19 protein-coding genes are annotated in these 18,226 nt (G+C 45.3%); 18 read left to right on the forward strand and 1 reads right to left on the reverse strand.

All coding sequences use genetic code 11. The features are described from left to right. The first annotated feature begins 20 nt into the window (after positions 1–20). Positions 21–290: a DUF1294 domain-containing protein gene (locus tag RAC86_RS14975; RefSeq protein WP_003222422.1), complete on the forward strand. Its 270-nt coding sequence runs from the start codon at positions 21–23 to the stop codon at positions 288–290. Between the two features lie 16 nt (positions 291–306). On the opposite strand, the gene ysdB is transcribed toward RAC86_RS14975, so the two are convergent. Beyond that, a complete protein-coding gene (gene ysdB, locus RAC86_RS14980) occupies positions 307–699 on the reverse strand; it encodes a sigma W pathway protein YsdB (RefSeq protein WP_003222423.1) in 393 nt (130 codons plus the stop codon). A gap of 183 nt (positions 700–882) precedes the next feature. Here ysdB and RAC86_RS14985 point away from each other — a divergent pair, with 183 nt between their 5' ends. The 17 genes from RAC86_RS14985 to RAC86_RS15065 all read left to right on the forward strand — a co-directional run bounded on the left by RAC86_RS14985 (position 883) and on the right by RAC86_RS15065 (position 18,198). Further along, positions 883–1,968 carry a M42 family metallopeptidase gene (locus RAC86_RS14985; RefSeq protein WP_014114726.1) on the forward strand — a complete coding sequence of 362 codons (1,086 nt, stop codon included), beginning with the start codon at positions 883–885 and terminating at the stop codon, positions 1,966–1,968. Positions 1,969–2,122: 154 nt separating this feature from the next. Next, positions 2,123–3,091, forward strand: a complete 969-nt coding sequence (gene abnA / locus RAC86_RS14990) for an arabinan endo-1,5-alpha-L-arabinosidase AbnA (protein ID WP_072566853.1) — start codon at positions 2,123–2,125, stop codon at positions 3,089–3,091. 318 nt (positions 3,092–3,409) lie between these two features. Next, complete coding sequence (araA, locus tag RAC86_RS14995) at positions 3,410–4,900, forward strand: L-arabinose isomerase (RefSeq protein WP_061186738.1); 1,491 nt, start codon at positions 3,410–3,412, stop codon at positions 4,898–4,900. Positions 4,901–4,915: 15 nt separating this feature from the next. Beyond that, positions 4,916–6,601 (forward strand): ribulokinase, encoded by a 1,686-nt coding sequence (araB, locus tag RAC86_RS15000; RefSeq protein ID WP_072566666.1) that lies wholly within the window; start codon positions 4,916–4,918, stop codon positions 6,599–6,601. Positions 6,602–6,614: 13 nt separating this feature from the next. Next, on the forward strand, positions 6,615–7,304 hold the full coding sequence (araD, locus tag RAC86_RS15005) for an L-ribulose-5-phosphate 4-epimerase (RefSeq protein ID WP_003222433.1): 690 nt from the start codon (positions 6,615–6,617) through the stop codon (positions 7,302–7,304). Next, a complete protein-coding gene (gene araL / locus RAC86_RS15010) occupies positions 7,282–8,100 on the forward strand; it encodes a sugar-phosphatase AraL (RefSeq protein ID WP_072566665.1) in 819 nt (272 codons plus the stop codon). Before araD ends, araL begins: the two co-directional genes overlap by 23 nt. Next, on the forward strand, positions 8,097–9,281 hold the full coding sequence (egsA, locus tag RAC86_RS15015) for a sn-glycerol-1-phosphate dehydrogenase (protein ID WP_072566664.1): 1,185 nt from the start codon (positions 8,097–8,099) through the stop codon (positions 9,279–9,281). The genes araL and egsA overlap by 4 nt, the downstream gene beginning before the upstream one ends. Before the next feature lie 30 nt (positions 9,282–9,311). Further along, positions 9,312–10,613, forward strand: a complete 1,302-nt coding sequence (gene araN / locus RAC86_RS15020) for an arabinooligosaccharides ABC transporter substrate-binding protein AraN (RefSeq protein WP_014114719.1) — start codon at positions 9,312–9,314, stop codon at positions 10,611–10,613. 35 nt (positions 10,614–10,648) lie between these two features. Further along, positions 10,649–11,590 (forward strand): arabinooligosaccharides ABC transporter permease AraP, encoded by a 942-nt coding sequence (araP, locus tag RAC86_RS15025; RefSeq protein ID WP_003222442.1) that lies wholly within the window; start codon positions 10,649–10,651, stop codon positions 11,588–11,590. Continuing rightward, positions 11,591–12,436 (forward strand): arabinooligosaccharides ABC transporter permease AraQ, encoded by an 846-nt coding sequence (gene araQ, locus RAC86_RS15030; RefSeq protein ID WP_003222443.1) that lies wholly within the window; start codon positions 11,591–11,593, stop codon positions 12,434–12,436. 18 nt (positions 12,437–12,454) lie between these two features. Continuing rightward, entirely contained in the window at positions 12,455–13,957 is a 1,503-nt protein-coding gene (abfA, locus tag RAC86_RS15035; RefSeq protein WP_072566663.1) for an alpha-L-arabinofuranosidase AbfA, read from the forward strand. 151 nt (positions 13,958–14,108) lie between these two features. After that, the gene (locus RAC86_RS15040) at positions 14,109–14,435 is read left to right on the forward strand and encodes a PadR family transcriptional regulator (protein WP_003222447.1); all 327 of its coding nucleotides are present in this window, start codon (positions 14,109–14,111) and stop codon (positions 14,433–14,435) included. Continuing rightward, positions 14,432–14,986, forward strand: coding sequence for an HAAS signaling domain-containing protein (locus RAC86_RS15045; protein WP_072566662.1), 555 nt, complete (start codon positions 14,432–14,434; stop codon positions 14,984–14,986). The genes RAC86_RS15040 and RAC86_RS15045 overlap by 4 nt, the downstream gene beginning before the upstream one ends. Beyond that, positions 14,983–15,876, forward strand: a complete 894-nt coding sequence (locus tag RAC86_RS15050; RefSeq protein ID WP_072566661.1) for a DUF4097 family beta strand repeat-containing protein — start codon at positions 14,983–14,985, stop codon at positions 15,874–15,876. Before RAC86_RS15045 ends, RAC86_RS15050 begins: the two co-directional genes overlap by 4 nt. Positions 15,877–15,987: 111 nt before the next feature. Continuing rightward, positions 15,988–17,784 (forward strand): carbon starvation protein CstA, encoded by a 1,797-nt coding sequence (gene cstA / locus RAC86_RS15055; protein ID WP_072566660.1) that lies wholly within the window; start codon positions 15,988–15,990, stop codon positions 17,782–17,784. Beyond that, entirely contained in the window at positions 17,727–17,915 is a 189-nt protein-coding gene (locus RAC86_RS15060) for a hypothetical protein (RefSeq protein WP_072566659.1), read from the forward strand. Before cstA ends, RAC86_RS15060 begins: the two co-directional genes overlap by 58 nt. Then, the gene (locus tag RAC86_RS15065; RefSeq protein WP_236827595.1) at positions 17,830–18,198 is read left to right on the forward strand and encodes a VOC family protein; all 369 of its coding nucleotides are present in this window, start codon (positions 17,830–17,832) and stop codon (positions 18,196–18,198) included. The genes RAC86_RS15060 and RAC86_RS15065 overlap by 86 nt, the downstream gene beginning before the upstream one ends. Positions 18,199–18,226: the final 28 nt, after the last annotated feature.

Here is an 18,226-nt window from a genome sequence, read left to right on the forward strand (position 1 = left end):
TATATAAAGGATGAGGCCACATGGTTATTGCTGTCTATTTGGTGCTGATTAATCTATGCGGTTTTTGGGTGATGGGCGTTGACAAACGAAAAGCGCAGCAGCACAAATGGAGAATTTCTGAAGAACGGCTGTGGCTGATAGCGATCGTGTTTGGAGCGCTCGGTGTCTGGCTTGGCATGCAAACCTTCAGACATAAAACGAAACACACGTCTTTTAAGTACGGAGTGCCACTTCTTTTGGTCATTGAAGCGATCTTGATCGGCATTTATTACAGCCCGTTTGATTTATAAAAAGCAGAAAAGCGTTTTAACGCTCTTCTGCTTTTTTTGCGAGTTTAATGGGCTGGTCCCAGTCAATCTTACAATTCGGATAGCGTTCCAGCACTTTTTCTTCAATGTTCTCAAAATCTTTTGCAGAGAAATGTTTCAGCTTCTCAGGAGATTCTGTCCAGACAAAGATGGTGTGGATAAACAGCGGATGGTCCTTGGAAGGAATATGCTTTTCTCCTTCAAAAAGCACGCCTTTATACGTCAGCTGAAAGTTCTTTCGGGTATTGTTCTGTTCATCAATAATATAAAAATGTTCTTTTGATTGGGCCAGCTTGAGCCTTCTCTTTGGATTCGCGACATATTTGACTGCGGCATAAATACAATAAGCAAAAAGTGCAAGCAATATAATCCTTAAAACCATGACAAACATTGTGTGAAGGCACCTCCCTTATTGTGATGATCTGATGTAATACGAAGAGCATAGAAAAAGGTTTCACTTTTTTAAAAAGAAAGTTCTAAAAACATATACCCGATTTTCAAGTGAAATAGTCGTATGGTTAGCGCCAGGTTTTGTATAATAAGAAGGCAGGACTGATGAAGGAGGTTTTGAAACATGGCAAAATTAGATGAAACATTGACCATGCTGAAAGATTTAACAGATGCAAAAGGCATACCGGGCAATGAGAGAGAAGTAAGGCAAGTGATGAAATCATACATAGAACCATTTGCTGATGAGGTGACAACAGATCGGCTGGGCAGTTTAATTGCCAAAAAAACAGGTGTGCAAAACGGCCCGAAAATTATGATCGCCGGGCATTTGGACGAAGTCGGCTTTATGGTGACGCAAATCACCGATAAAGGCTTTATCCGTTTTCAAACCGTTGGCGGCTGGTGGGCTCAGGTTATGCTGGCCCAGCGTGTCACCATCGTGACAAAAAAAGGCGAAATCACAGGGGTTATCGGCTCCAAGCCGCCGCATATTTTATCTCCTGAAGCGAGAAAAAAATCAGTGGAAATAAAAGACATGTTTATTGATATTGGAGCTTCAAGCCGAGAAGAAGCCTTGGAATGGGGTGTAATCCCGGGAGATATGATCGTACCTCATTTTGAATTTACGGTCATGAACAATGAAAAATTCTTACTGGCGAAGGCCTGGGACAACCGCATTGGCTGTGCGATTGCAATTGATGTGTTAAGAAACTTACAAAATACAGATCATCCAAACATTGTGTATGGTGTCGGAACCGTGCAGGAGGAAGTTGGCCTGAGGGGAGCGAAAACGGCTGCGCATACCATTCAGCCTGATATTGCGTTTGGTGTTGATGTAGGAATAGCAGGAGACACGCCTGGCATTTCCGAGAAGGAAGCGCAAAGCAAAATGGGTAAAGGCCCGCAGATTATCGTTTACGATGCATCCATGGTCTCTCATAAAGGCTTGCGCGATGTAGTTGTCGCTACCGCAGAGGAAGCAGGCATTCCGTACCAGTTTGATGCCATCGCCGGCGGCGGAACAGATTCGGGAGCCATCCATTTGACGGCAAATGGCGTTCCTGCGCTCTCTATTACCATTGCAACCCGCTACATTCATACGCACGCGGCCATGCTGCACCGTGATGATTATGAAAACGCGGTCAAATTAATTACAGAAGTGATTAAGAAATTAGACCGAAAGACAGTTGACCAAATCACATATGAATAAAAACCATCAGAATCCGCTGTAAAAGGCGGATTCTATTTTTTTGTCTGTACAAATTCAATAAGCAACTCTACAATAAGGATATATATAGAAAATTTGTGCTAGTCTGGATGATAGACAAGTTTTCTATATTCCAAAAAAGGGGGATTTGATGAATATGAAAAAGAAAGCGTTTTCTGGATTATTGCGTTTTTCTTGTGCAGCTTTAACAGCTGGTGCTGTAATGTTGTCCGCTTTACCGGCATCAGCGGCTTTTTGGGGGGCATCGAACGAGCTTCTGCATGATCCGACAATGGCAAAAGAAGGGAATACTTGGTATGCTTTTGGGACAGGTCTTGCTGAGGAAAACGGATTACGTGTTCTAAAAGCTGACAGTAACGGAGTATGGAGGGTTCAAAAGTCAATTTTCACTAGTCCTTTATCTTGGTGGAAGCAATATGTGCCTAATTACGAACGAAACCAATGGGCACCGGATGTGACATACTACAACGGAAAGTACTGGCTTTACTATTCAGTTTCTTCATTTGGCAGCAATACCTCTTTAATTGGGCTTGCTTCAACTACAAGTCTCAGTTCGGGCAGCTGGAAGGATGAGGGACTTGTTACTCGGTCGACAAGTGCCAATAATTACAATGCCATTGATCCTGAATTAACTATTGATAAAGATGGAAACCCTTGGCTAGCATTTGGTTCATTTTGGAGTGGCATTAAATTAACAAAATTAAATAAATCTACGATGAAACCAACCGGTTCATTATATTCGATAGCGGCCAGACCAAATAACGGCGGCGCTCTGGAAGCCCCTACATTAACATACAATAATGGCTACTATTACTTAATGGTTTCATTCGATAAATGCTGTCAAGGCGTAAATAGTACGTACAAAATTGCTTACGGCAGATCGAAAAATATTACAGGTCCTTATGTAGACAGAAACGGTAAAAGCATGATGGACGGAGGAGGTACGATTCTTGATGCCGGCAATGAACAGTGGAAAGGGCCGGGCGGACAGGATATCGTAAACGGGAACATACTCGTGCGTCATGCTTATGATGCAAAAGACAACGGCACTCCAAAGATGTTAATCAATGATTTGAATTGGAGCTCAGGCTGGCCGTCTTATTAAGAGAAAGCTTAATCATGCACATCTTATCATCTTTGTTTAGCCCTGATACATCAGGGCTTTTTCTAATGGAAAAACGAATCGGAAGATTGATTGACAGAACAATCGTAGTTCTTAAGAACACGTTTTTTTACCTGAAAACCTAGTAACGAATCATTTCTTTTTGTAAAAGAATACAAAAATGATTGACAGTAAATAAACCTACTAATATAATAAAGTTGTTCGTACAAATTAATTGAAAATAGTTTATTTTTTGTTATTAGTCCGTATCTGTTTGGGTAATTGAAAGCGTTTTACTATAGGAAGAAAGGGGCAGTTTACATGCTTCAGACAAAGGATTATGAATTCTGGTTTGTAACAGGAAGCCAGCACCTATACGGGGAAGAGACTCTGGAACTGGTCGATCAGCATGCGAAAAGCATTTGTGAGGGGCTTAGCGGGGTTTCTTCTAGATATAAAATCACTCACAAGCCTGTCGTCACTTCATCGGAAACCATCAGACAACTGTTAAGAGAAGCGGAGTACAGTGAGACATGCGCGGGCATCATTACATGGATGCACACATTTTCTCCCGCGAAAATGTGGATAGAAGGCCTTTCTTCTTATCAAAAACCGCTTATGCATCTGCATACTCAATATAATCGCGATATTCCGTGGGGTACGATTGACATGGATTTTATGAACAGCAACCAATCCGCACATGGCGATCGTGAGTATGGTTACATCAACTCGAGAATGGGGCTGAGCCGAAAAGTCGTTGCCGGTTACTGGGATGATGAAGAAGTGAAGAAAGAGATTTCACAGTGGATGGATACGGCGGCTGCATTAAATGAAAGCCGACATATTAAGGTTGCCAGATTCGGAGATAACATGCGTCACGTCGCGGTAACGGACGGAGACAAGGTGGGGGCGCATATTCAATTTGGCTGGCAAGTTGACGGATATGGCATCGGAGACCTTGTTGAAGTGATGAACCGAATTACGGACGACGAGGTTGACACGCTTTATGCGGAGTATGACAGGCTTTATGTCATCAGCGAGGAAACAAAACGCGACGAAGCAAAGGTAGCGTCGATTAAAGAACAGGCGAAAATTGAACTTGGCTTAACCACATTCCTTGAACAAGGCGGATACTCAGCTTTTACGACATCGTTTGAAGTGCTGCACGGAATGAAACAGCTGCCGGGACTTGCCGTTCAGCGCCTGATGGAGAAAGGCTACGGGTTCGCAGGTGAAGGAGATTGGAAGACAGCGGCTCTTGTACGGATGATGAAAATCATGGCTCAAGGAAAAAGAACGTCCTTCATGGAAGATTATACGTATCATTTTGAACCGGGAAATGAAATGATTCTTGGTTCACATATGCTTGAAGTGTGTCCGACTGTCGCTTTGGATCAGCCGAAAATTGAGGTTCATCCGCTTTCTATCGGCGGAAAAGAGGACCCTGCACGTTTTGTATTTAACGGCATCAGCGGTTCAGCCATTCAAGCAAGCCTTGTTGATATTGGTGGGCGTTTCCGTCTTGTTTTGAATGAGGTCAACGGACAGGAAATTGAAAAAGACATGCCGAATCTGCCGGTGGCCCGTGTTCTCTGGAAGCCGGAGCCGTCATTGAAAACAGCGGCAGAGGCATGGATTTTAGCCGGCGGCGCACACCACACCTGCTTGTCTTATGAACTGACAGTAGAGCAAATGCTCGATTGGGCGGAAATGGCGGGGATCGAAAGTGTTCTCATTTCCCGTGATACGACAATTCACAAGCTGAAACACGAATTAAAATGGAACGAGGCGCTTTACCGGCTTCAAAAGTAGAGAGGGGGATGTCACTTGGCTTACACAATAGGGGTTGATTTTGGAACTTTATCAGGAAGAGCGGTGCTCGTTCATGTCGAAACAGGGGAGGAACTGGCGTCTGCTGTGAAAGAATACAGGCATGCGGTCATTGATACCGTGCTTCCAAAAACGGGTCATAAGCTGCCGCGGGACTGGGCGCTGCAGGATCCGGCTGATTACCTTGAAGTCTTGGAAACAACCATTCCGTCTTTACTCGAACAGACGGACGTTGAACCGAAAGACATTATCGGGATCGGTATTGATTTTACGGCTTGTACGATCCTGCCAGTTGACAGTACAGGGCAGCCGTTATGCATGCTGCCGGAATATGAAGAGGAGCCGCACAGCTATGTGAAGCTCTGGAAGCATCATGCGGCCCAAAAGCATGCTGATCGGCTCAATCAAATCGCGGAAGAAGAAGGAGAAGCTTTTTTACAGCGGTACGGTGGAAAAATTTCATCAGAATGGATGATTCCGAAGGTCATGCAGATTGCCGAAGAAGCGCCTCACATTTATGAAGCGGCTGACCGGATTATCGAGGCTGCAGACTGGATCGTGTACCAGCTGTGCGGCTCGCTTAAGCGAAGCAACTGTACTGCAGGGTATAAAGCAATTTGGAGTGAAAAAGCGGGGTATCCGTCAGAAGATTTCTTTGGCAAATTAAATCCTTTAATGAAAACGATTACAAATGACAAATTAGCGGGTTCTATTCATTCAGTAGGGGAAAAAGCCGGCGGACTGACTGAAAAAATGGCACAGCTTACAGGCCTTCTTCCAGGTACGGCTGTTGCGGTTGCCAATGTTGATGCTCATGTTTCCGTGCCAGCGGTCGGCATCACAGAGCCAGGAAAAATGCTGATGATTATGGGAACTTCAACGTGCCATGTTCTTCTGGGCGAAGAGGTACATATCGTGCCGGGAATGTGCGGTGTCGTGGACAACGGAATTCTCCCGGGCTACGCGGGATATGAAGCCGGGCAGTCCTGTGTTGGCGATCATTTTGACTGGTTTGTAAAAACATGTGTCCCGCAAGCGTATCGAGAGGAAGCAGAGGAAAAAAACATTGGCGTTCATGAGCTGCTGAGTGAGAAGGCAAACCTTCAAGCGCCAGGTGAAAGCGGCCTGCTTGCTTTAGATTGGTGGAATGGAAACCGTTCAACCCTTGTTGATGCTGATTTAACTGGGATGCTGCTTGGCATGACGCTGCTGACGAAGCCTGAAGAGATGTATAGAGCATTAGTTGAAGCGACGGCTTACGGAACCCGGATGATTATCGAAACGTTCAAAGAAAGCGGGGTTCCGATTGAGGAGCTGTACGCAGCTGGCGGAATTGCTGAGAAAAACCCGTTTGTCATGCAAATTTATGCGGATGTGACAAACATGGACATTAAAATCTCTGGTTCCCCGCAAGCCCCTGCCTTAGGATCTGCCATTTTCGGCGCGCTTGCTGCCGGTAAAGAAAACGGCGGATACGACGACATCAAAGAGGCAGCGGCGCACATGGGAAAACTGAAAGATATTTCTTATACGCCAAACGCCGAAAACGCTGCGGTGTATGAAAAATTGTACGCTGAATATAAAGAGCTTGTTCACTACTTCGGAAAAGAAAACCATGTCATGAAACGTCTGAAAACAATTAAAAATCTTCAATTTTCATCTGCCGTCAAAAAGAATTCATAAAGGGTGATGGAGCATGCTTGAAACATTAAAAAAAGAAGTGCTGGCTGCCAACCTGAAGCTTCAAGAGCATCAGCTGGTAACCTTTACGTGGGGAAATGTCAGCGGTATTGACCGTGAAAAAGAAAGAATTGTCATCAAACCAAGCGGTGTCGAATACAGCGACCTGACAGCTGATGACTTGGTTGTTTTGAATCTTGAAGGAGAGGTCGTCGAAGGCTCGCTCAAGCCTTCATCAGATACACCTACACATGTTTATTTGTACAAAGCCTTTCCGAACATCGGAGGAATTGTCCATACCCATTCTCAATGGGCGACTAGCTGGGCGCAATCGGGCAGAGACATACCGCCTTTAGGCACGACCCATGCTGATTATTTTGACAGTGCGATTCCGTGTACAAGAGAAATGTACGATGAAGAAATCATTCATGACTACGAACTGAATACAGGAAAAGTCATAGCTGAAACCTTTCAGCATCATAACTACGAACAGGTTCCGGGTGTGCTTGTGAATAATCACGGCCCGTTCTGCTGGGGCACGGACGCCTTAAATGCCATTCATAACGCCGTTGTATTAGAAACGGTTGCGGAAATGGCCTATCACTCCATTATGTTGAACAAAGATGTAAATCCAATTAATACAGTCCTTCATGAAAAGCATTTTTATCGAAAACACGGAGCAAATGCGTATTATGGCCAGTCATGATTCCGCTGTGTCACCGGCCGGCATTCTGATTGACTTGGACGGTACTGTATTCAGAGGAAATGAATTGATTGAAGGGGCAAGAGAAGCGATCAATACACTCCGAGAAATGGGGAAGAAAATCGTCTTTTTGAGCAATCGGGGGAATATCTCCCGTGCCATGTGCAGAAAAAAACTTCTCGGCGCGGGGATAGAGGCGGATGTAAGCGATATTGTTCTGTCGTCAAGTGTCACAGCAGCTTTTCTGAAAAAACATTATCGTTTTGCAAAGGTGTGGGTGCTTGGAGAACAAGGCTTGGTTGACGAGCTGAGGCTGGCCGGCGTGCATCACGCGAACGAACCGAAGGAAGCGGATTGGCTTGTGATCTCCCTTCATGAAACGCTCACGTACAAAGATTTAAATCAAGCCTTTCAAGCGGCCGCAGGCGGAGCTCGTATCATTGCTACGAACAAAGACCGCTCTTTTCCAAATGAAGACGGCAATGCCATCGATGTGGCCGGAATGATTGGGGCGATAGAGGCTTCCGCTCAAGCGAAAACGGAGCTTGTTGTCGGAAAGCCGTCATGGCTGATGGCGGAGGCTGCATGTACAGCAATGGGGCTGTCCGCACATGAATGCATGATTATCGGAGACAGCATTGAATCAGACATTGCGATGGGGAAGCTTTATGGCATGAAAAGCGCCTTAGTGCTTACTGGTTCTGCGAAACCGGGTGAACAGCGTTTGTACACACCGGATTATGTGCTGGAGTCTATTAAGGATGTAACCAAATTAGCTGAGGAGGGGATTCTGTTATGAATCGTATCGCAGCTGACGTTCAGCGTGCTTTTGAACAAGCCGGAGAAAAGACGTTTCCTATCGAAATGGAAGAAATTGCTCTCGAAAAACAAGCAGCCGAATCGCTTTTAGAGTATGTAAAAAGAAAAAAACACAAACAGATCGTCCTAGTCTGCGACTCGAATACACATCGCATTGCAGGAATTGATTTGGAAGACCGCTTGAATCAAAAAGGATTCCAGGCCGAGTGCCTGATCATTCCGGAAAATGAAGCCGGAGATGTGACGGCTGATGAACGGTCTCTCATTCATGTACTGATCCATATGAAAAAAACAACGGATGTCATGATCGCAGTCGGTTCGGGCACGATTCATGATATTGTGCGCTTCTCAGCGTTTCAGAGGGATTTGCCGTTTATTTCTTATCCGACTGCCCCATCTGTAGACGGTTTTACATCAGCCGGAGCGCCGCTTATTTTATACGGTACGAAAACAACCATCCAAACGAAGGCTCCGTGTGCGCTGTTCGCTGATCTGGATCTATTAAAAACCGCACCCCAGTCAATGGTGGCGGCTGGATTTGGCGACATGCTCGGTAAAATCACGTCTTTAGCTGATTGGGAAATATCCCGGCATCTTGCCGGCGAGCCTTATTCGCCAGCAGGGGCTAAGATCGTTCAGGAGGCACTTGATGCCTGTATCGAACACACAGAAGACATTGCGATGAAAACGGAAACAGGCATACAGGTTTTAATGGAATCTTTAATTGTGTCGGGGCTTGTCATGCTGGCTTTAGATCATTCCCGCCCGGCATCAGGGGGAGAGCATCATATTTCCCATTGGATTGAGATGGAATTAATGGAGAAAAACCGGCCTCAGATTCTCCATGGGGCAAAGGTGGGCTGTGCCGCTGTGTTATTAACTGACACATACAGAAAGCTCGCCCAGGATGACGGGCTGAACGAATTTTCTCCGCGCCAGCGGCAAGCCATTCAATCGGCTTATGAAACGCTCCCAGAAGGAGAAGTATTGGCCAATTGGCTGAGATCAGCCGGAGGCCCTGCGTTTTTTGACGAAATCGGTGTCGGGCAGGATTCCGTCAAGAATGCCTTCAGACACGCGCACACCTTAAGAGACCGCTGCACCGGATTAAGAATCATCAATGAAAACAAGACGCTGATCAATCATGGTCTATATGAATAGCCCGCACCTCGAATGGAAGGGGTAACGCAAATGAAAAAAATGACTGCCTGTTTTCTTGTGCTCATGATGCTGCTGACATTATGCATTGCTGGGTGTTCAGCAGAAAGATCATCCGGGAAATCGGGTGAAACCGAACTGACCTTTTGGACATTTAACGGACTTCATGAGCAATTTTATGTGGAAATGGTGAAGGAATGGAACAAAAAATATCCTGACCGCAAAATTAAATTGAATACGGTCGTTTATCCATATGGGCAAATGCACGATAATTTGTCTATCTCCTTAATCGCGGGAGAAGGTGTCCCTGATATTGCCGATGTCGAATTGGCTCGTTTTTCAAACTTTTTGAAGGGCTCTGATATCCCGCTTGCCGACTTGACTCCGCTGATTGAAAAGGACCGCGATAAATTCGTTGAGGCACGGCTTACCCTGTACAGCAAAAACGGCAAGCTTTACGGGCTGGATACGCATGTAGGGACGACAGTGATGTTTTATAACATGGATGTTATGAAAAAAGCCGGCGTCGATCCTGATGATATTAAAACATGGGATGATTACCATAAAGCCGGGCAGAAAGTGCGCAAAGTAACCGGAAAGCCGATGGGAACGGTGGAAACAAATGATTCCGGAACGTTCTTATCCATGATTTCACAGCAAAACTCAGGCTATTTTGATAAAAATGGCAAGCTGATCCTCAATAATGACACCAATGTAAAAACACTTCAATATTTAAAGGACATGATTAATGATAAAACGATGATTGCCGCACCAGGCGGCGGGCATCATAGTGAAGAATATTACGGCTTTATGAACCAAGGCGGAGCAGCGTCGGTTCTGATGCCGATTTGGTATATGGGAAGATTCATAGATTATATGCCTGATCTGAAAGGGAAGATTGCCATCCGGCCGCTTCCGGCATGGAAAGAGGGAGGCGACCGTTCGGCAGGTTTGGGCGGTACGGCAACTGTTGTACCGAAGCAATCCAAGCATGTTGAGTTAGCAAAAGAGTTTTTGGCTTTTGCGAAGGGTTCTAAAGAAGGAAACAAAAAGCTTTGGAGCGTACTCGGGTTTGACCCGCTTCGCTGGGATGTCTGGAGCTCAAAGGAATTGAAAGAGAAAAACAAATACACGGATTACTTCCAAAACGGAACAGGCATTTTTTCTATGCTGCTCGATATCAAGGATGAAATCAATCCGATATATTTACATGAGGATTTTGCCAAGGCTTCAGACCTTGTCAACAGAAGTGTATTGTTCGACGCACTTAAATCTCAGCAAAAAACGCCTAAACAAGCCTTGGACAGAGCGGCAGGTGAACTGAAACAGAAATAGAATCCCATTCAAAAAGTGAAAGCGGGGAGGTTCTCATGAAACCTGTGAAAACGGGAACGGTTCATCCCGTTCCTTCAGCTGAGAAACAATCAGGCTGGCGAGATTTATTTTATTCGAAAAAAGCGGCGCCTTATCTGTTTACTGCGCCATTTGTTTTATCCTTTCTCGTATTTTTTCTATACCCCATCATTAGTGTCTTCATCATGAGCTTTCAAAGAATTTTGCCGGGAGAGGTGTCGTTTGTCGGATTGTCTAATTATACAGCACTAAACAACCCGACGTTCTATACAGCCCTTTGGAATACGCTGGAATACACCTTTTGGACGCTGATTGTGCTGATTCCTGTTCCTTTGCTTCTGGCCATATTCCTGAATTCAAAGCTGGTCAAATTCAGAAATATATTCAAATCAGCGCTATTCATTCCGGCATTGACTTCTACAATTGTGGCGGGGATCATTTTTCGGCTGATCTTCGGAGAAATGGAAACATCGCTGGCCAATTCCATCTTACTTAAACTTGGCTTTTCACCTCAGAACTGGATGAACAATGAGCATACCGGCATGTTTTTAATGGTGCTGCTTGCTTCGTGGAGATGGATGGGAATCAACATCCTTTACTTTTTGGCCGGTTTGCAAAATGTGCCGAAAGAGCTGTACGAAGCCGCCGATATTGACGGCGCGAATACGATGAAAAAATTCCGGCACATTACGCTGCCGTTTCTCAAGCCAGTAACCGTATATGTGCTGACCATCAGTATCATCGGCGGATTCAGGATGTTTGAGGAAAGCTACGTCCTTTGGCAAAATAATTCCCCGGGTAATATTGGTCTGACGCTTGTCGGATATTTGTATCAGCAGGGGCTTGCCTACAACGAAATGGGATACGGAGCGGCCATCGGCATTGTGCTTTTGATTGTGATACTTGTTGTCAGCCTGATTTCATTAAAGCTGTCAGGCTCGTTTAAGGGGGAGGGATAAATGTTGCGGCACAGTCCTCAGTTTAGCGTTTACAGAATCGCACTAACCCTGTTTTTTATTATGCTGAGCCTATTGTATATTTTTCCGATTTTCTGCTTGCTTTTAGGATCATTAAAGCCGTCATCTGAGCTTTTGCGTGTGGGGCTGAATCTTGATATTGATCCAAAAGTGATGAGTTTTGATAACTACACATTTCTGTTTAATGGCGGCAGCATTTATTTCAAATGGTTTTTTAACAGTCTTGTGCTCGGACTTTTTACGACCGTGCTCACTCTGTTTTTTTCTTCGATGATCGGGTACGGGCTTGCGGTTTATGATTTTAAGGGCAGAAATATCATCTTTGTTCTTGTGCTGATTATTATGATGGTTCCGCTGGAAGTGATGATGCTTCCGTTGTTTAAGCTTACCGTCGGACTGCATTTGATTGATTCGTATACGGGTGTCATATTGCCGTTCATCGTTTCGCCTGTTGCTGTTTTCTTTTTCAGGCAGTATGCGCTTGGTTTGCCAAGAGATCTGCTGGACTCTGCAAGAATGGACGGCTGTACGGAATTCGGCATCTTTTTCAGGATTATGGCGCCGCTGATGAAACCGGCTTTCGGCGCGATGATTATCCTCCAGTCCTTAAACAGCTGGAACAACTTCTTATGGCCGCTGATCGTGCTTCGTTCGAAAGAAATGTTTACGCTTCCAATTGGGCTGTCCAGCTTGCTGAGCCCTTATGGAAACAACTATGACATGCTCATATCCGGCTCAGTATTTGCGATTTTGCCGGTGATTATCATTTTCTTGTTTTTCCAAAAGTACTTTATCTCCGGCCTGACAGTAGGCGGAGTCAAAGGTTAAAAAGGGAGGAAACGTGTGATGAAAAAAGCGCGAATGATTGTAGACAAAGAATATAAAATCGGTGAAGTAGACAAACGGATTTATGGATCGTTTATCGAACATATGGGGCGTGCGGTATACGAAGGCATATATGAGCCAGATCACCCTGAAGCGGATGAAGACGGGTTTAGAAAGGATGTCCAGTCGCTGATCAAAGAATTGCAGGTTCCGATCATCCGCTATCCGGGCGGAAACTTTTTATCCGGTTACAACTGGGAGGACGGTGTCGGGCCTGTCGAAAACCGCCCAAGACGGCTTGACTTGGCATGGCAAACGACAGAAACCAATGAAGTGGGAACAAATGAATTTTTATCTTGGGCAAAAAAGGTGAACACTGAGGTCAACATGGCCGTCAACCTTGGCACAAGAGGCATAGATGCCGCCCGCAATCTCGTTGAATACTGCAATCACCCGAAAGGCTCTTACTGGAGTGATTTAAGAAGATCACATGGCTATGAACAGCCGTACGGCATCAAGACATGGTGCCTGGGTAACGAAATGGATGGCCCGTGGCAGATCGGCCACAAAACAGCTGACGAATACGGGCGGCTTGCCGCGGAGACGGCAAAGGTCATGAAATGGGTTGACCCATCAATTGAACTTGTTGCCTGCGGCAGCTCAAACAGCGGCATGCCGACCTTTATCGATTGGGAAGCAAAGGTACTGGAGCATACGTACGAGCATGTCGACTATATTTCTCTCCATACGTATTACGGAAACCGGGATAACAATCTGCCAAACTACTTGGCCCGTTCCATGGATCTGGATCATTTTATCAAATCCGTCGCTGCAACCTGTGACTATGTAAAAGCAAAAACACGCAGCAAGAAAACAATCAATCTCTCTCTGGATGAATGGAACGTTTGGTATCACTCAAATGAGGCTGATAAAAAAGTAGAACCGTGGATTACTGCGCGGCCTATTTTAGAGGATATTTATAATTTTGAAGATGCCTTATTGGTCGGCTCTCTGCTCATTACGATGCTGCAGCACGCAGACCGTGTGAAAATCGCGTGTCTTGCACAGCTTGTCAATGTCATCGCGCCGATCATGACGGAAAAAGGCGGAGAAGCATGGAGACAGCCGATTTTCTATCCGTACATGCATGCTTCTGTGTACGGAAGAGGTGAGTCACTGAAACCGCTTATTTCTTCTCCGAAGTACGACTGCTCAGATTTTACTGATGTGCCATATGTTGATGCCGCTGTTGTGTACTCAGAAGAGGAAGAAACACTCACCATTTTTGCGGTAAACAAAGCTGAGGATCAGATGGAGACGGAGATTTCGCTCAGAGGTTTTGAATCCTATCAAATCGCAGAGCACATCGTACTCGAGCATCAGGATATCAAAGCGACAAACCAGCATAACAGAAAAAATGTCGTCCCGCATTCCAACGGAATATCGTCTGTCAGCGAAAACGGCCTAACCGCGCATTTCACGCCGCTTTCCTGGAATGTGATCCGCCTGAAAAAACAATCATAAGAGAAACAAAGCCGGAGATCTCTCTCCGGTTTTTCTTTTTTTCTCAGTAGATATCATTCAGTACCTTGTAATGTTCAGTAGTGGATGTTACCATATGGATAAGTGGTGGGAAAAATAAACAAAATTGACCAGCCGCAGGGAGGATCTTATGATGAATGCTCAATTCAAAAAGGGAGCATTAGAGCTATGTGTGCTTGTATTAATATCCGAAAAAGACCAATACGGATATGAGCTTTCTCAAAACATTTCCAGGCACATGGCGATTGCTGAAGGCACCTTATATCCTCTTCTCAGGAGACTGACGAAAGAAGAGTATTTAGAAACATATATGGCGCCGTCTTCCGAAGGGCCTGCCAGAAAATATTACACGATGTCAAAGCTTGGTTTCATGCGAATGAAACTGCTGCTGGCAGAATGGGATCAGTTCACAGCATCTGTCAATCAAATCATTGATGCGGCAAGGGGAGGAGAACGATGAATCAAGAACAGTTTTTACAGGAGTTAAGTAAAGCGTTACAGCCGCTTTCTAAAGAAGAGCGGAATGAGATCTTATTTGATTTTGAAGAACATATTACAGAAGGGATGAAAGAAGGCAGGCCGGAAGCGGACATCATCAGGGAACTCGGCTCCCCAAAACAAATAGCAAAGGAATTGGTGCCAGATGTCACGGAAACTGCTCCAGCAGTGCAGCGCCCTAAGAAGAACCTCTTTCAGATGGCATGTTCAGCAGCAGCGATAAGCATCTTAAATTTGATTTTTGTGCTGGGACCAGCTATTGGCATTTTTGGAGTGTACGTGGGTTTATGCGGGGCGGCGCTTGCACTTTCTGTATCACCAATTATGTTTGTCGGCATGGTGATGTTTCAAATGAATACGCACATGATGCTGGAGTTCTTTTTATCACTCGTGTTTGGCAGTCTGGGGCTGCTCTTGTGTATAGGGCTGTGGCATTTAGGCAAGCTGCTGTATGGCATGAGTTTGCGATATATCAGATATAATTTTAAGCTGGTGACGGGGGCGCAGACATGAAAAAAATCATAATAGGATTGATCGCAGTATTTGCAGTCGGGGTAATCGGGGCTGTCATCTCTGCAGCTGCCTCGGATTTTACAAAAGAAGAGGTGAACGCTGCCGAAACATATGATGCTGCAGATGTTAAAAAAATTGTGGTAACAACGAGCTCGATGCATGCAGAGGTCAAAAGCGGGCAAACGGATGATATTCAGGTAGCTGCTGAAGGACAAGTCAGTGATAAAAGCAAAAAGCTGTTCGATGTGAGCCAAGATGGCAAATCATTAAAAATCAATCAAATAGCACGCGAGAATATCATCTCTTTTATACCGTGGGGCAGCGAAAAGGATATGAAAATCACCATCACGATTCCGGAAAAGAAGTATGATGAGATAACCGTAACGACAACCTCTGGCGATATTCTGATAGGAAATGCGCAAACGGATCAAGCAGCTGCTGACTCTACATCAGGAAATATTGAGCTGAAGCATACACGCATCGAAAACGAGCTGACGCTAAAAACAACGAGCGGAGAAATTCAAACTGACCAAAATTCATTCGGCCAAGGTGAGGTAAAGACAACAAGCGGATCAATAAAAAGCAGCCGCACAACAGCTGAAAAGGTGAACTATAAGACAACTTCCGGGGATATTGATCTTCTTCAGGATCATCAGAACGAAGAGATCGACATCGTCACTACGAGCGGAAGTGTGTCAGTAGAGTATCAGAAAGAACCTGCATCTTTGGCAGTGGATTTTCATGCAGACTCAGGTGATGCCGCGGCCAATCTCGATCACATCTTGTATAAAGAAAAATCAGAGCATCGTATTGTAGGTTATGTAGGTGATAGCGGGACCTCTAACCGTTTAAAAGTTCGTACAACATCTGGAGACATTGAACTAAACTAATTGCCACAAGCCGGCCCATTCCAGCCGGCTTTTTTGTATAGGAAAAAATGACCGCTTTTCACCATGAAATTATGATATATTTATGAAAAACAGCAAAGGGGATGGGAGAAAATGAATGCGGTTACAATTGTGACAGCGTCAATGTGTATTTTGGCTATCGCCTATCGTTTATACGGAACATTTATGATGGTGAAGGTTCTCAAAGTGAATGATGACAAGCCAACGCCTGCTCACGCGCTTGAGGATGGAAAAGATTATGTGCCTACAAATAAATGGGTTTCGTTCGGCCATCATTTTGCGGCAATCGCAGCGGCTGGGCCGTTGGTCGGACCGATTCTGGCGGCGCAGTTCGGCTATTTGCCGGGGTTGTTATGGCTGTTAATCGGGGCGGTAATAGGGGGAGCCGTCCATGATATTGTTGTGCTGTTTGCCTCGATGCGCAAAAATGGAAAATCGCTGTCAGAAGTAGCGAAGGACGAGCTCGGCCCTGTTGCCGGATTTTGTACGGGACTGTCCATGCTGTTTATTATCACGATTACGATGGCGGGTCTGTCGATGGTTGTGCTGCATGCGCTTGAACGCAATCCATGGGGAACATTTGCGGTAGGGATTACGATTCCGATTGCGATGGGCGTGGGCTTATTTTATAAGAAAACGGGAAATTTAAAGCTTTCGTCAACGATCGGCTTTCTCTTTTTAATGGTAGGAGTCTTTATTGGCCCATGGGTGCAGACTACCGCGCTCGGTGACTTTTTAACGCTAGATACGAAAACGCTTGCAATAGCGCTCCCTGTTTATGCGTTCTTTGCAGCGGCGCTTCCCGTTTGGCTGCTGCTTGCACCGCGTGATTATTTAAGCAGCTTTATGAAAATCGGTGTTTTTATCGCTTTGATTGCAGGGATGTTTGTGGTCAATCCGTCCATCCCGTTTCCTGCGTTTACAGAATTCGTAAAAGGCGGAGGACCGGTGCTGGCAGGGCCTGTTTGGCCGTTCATTTCAATAACCATCGCCTGCGGTGCGATCTCGGGATTCCATGCCTTTGTCGGTTCAGGTACGACGCCGAAAATGCTGAATAAATGGAGTGATATGAAGCCGGTTGCGTTTGGTGCAATGCTTGTCGAGTGCCTTGTCGGCATCATGGCGCTGATTGCAGCGACCGCCTTGCAGCCTGCTGATTACTTTGCAATTAACAGTACGCCTGAGGTTTTCCGTACGCTCGGTATGGATGTCGTCCATTTGCCTGAATTGAGCAGGGAAATCGGTTTGGACTTAGAAGGAAGAACAGGGGGAGCCGTCACGCTTGCGGTGGGAATGACTTATATTTTTACGGAAATGCCATTTTTCAGCCATTTGGCCTCATACTTTTTCCAATTTGTCATTATGTTTGAAGCCGTATTTATTTTAACAGCGATTGATGCGGGGACACGTGTTGCCCGGTATTTGATCCAGGATTTCTTTGGAGAGGTGTATAAACCGCTGAAGAAAACAGACTGGATTCCGGGATCTGTATTTGCCAGCGCACTTGCCTGCTTCATGTGGGGCTATTTGCTGTATTCAGGGGATATCGGTTCTATTTGGGCGCTGTTTGGCGTGTCCAATCAGCTGATGGCTTCAGTTGGGCTGATTATCGGAGCGACTATAGTGCTGAAAATCGCTGATAAACGCCGTTACATTCTGACCTGCCTTATCCCGCTTGCCTATTTATATGTCACTGTCAATTATGCAGGCTATTGGATGGTGCGCAATGTGTATCTCAATCCTGAAGCAGCAGGCTACAGTGTATTGAATGGCGTATTATCGATCATCATGCTGCTGTTAGGCTTCATCATTATCGTGGCGGCTGTGAAAAAATGGGCGCAGATGTGGAGAGATCCGAGCTTAAGGATGGAAGCTTCTATCCCGGGATAGAAGGGCTAATGAAAATGTTGAGGAGGATTGGGAATGAATCTATCAATGAAATATCTTATTCTATACGTATCAGACAGCAAGCGGGCCATTCATTTTTATCGGGATATTTTAGGACTGCCGATTCGTGCTGAACACGGAACGTATGTCGAATTTGAAACAGGATCTACGATATTGGCGCTTAATACGCGAGAAAGCGCCAGAGAAATCACGCAGCTAGACATTCCAGATACATCTGCTTCAAACACATTTGAAATCGGATTTGTCACTGAAAACGTAGAAGAGGTTATTAAAAGGGTAAGAGAACAAGGTGTCACGATTATTGGGGAGCCGAAAGTGAAGCCATGGGGGCAGACGGTCGCCTATATCGCTGACCCGGATGGACATTATATTGAAATTTGCAGTCCGATGGAATAACGAACAAGCCCAAAACAATTTCTGTTTT

This window comes from Bacillus sp. LR_5, from assembly GCF_042709275.1.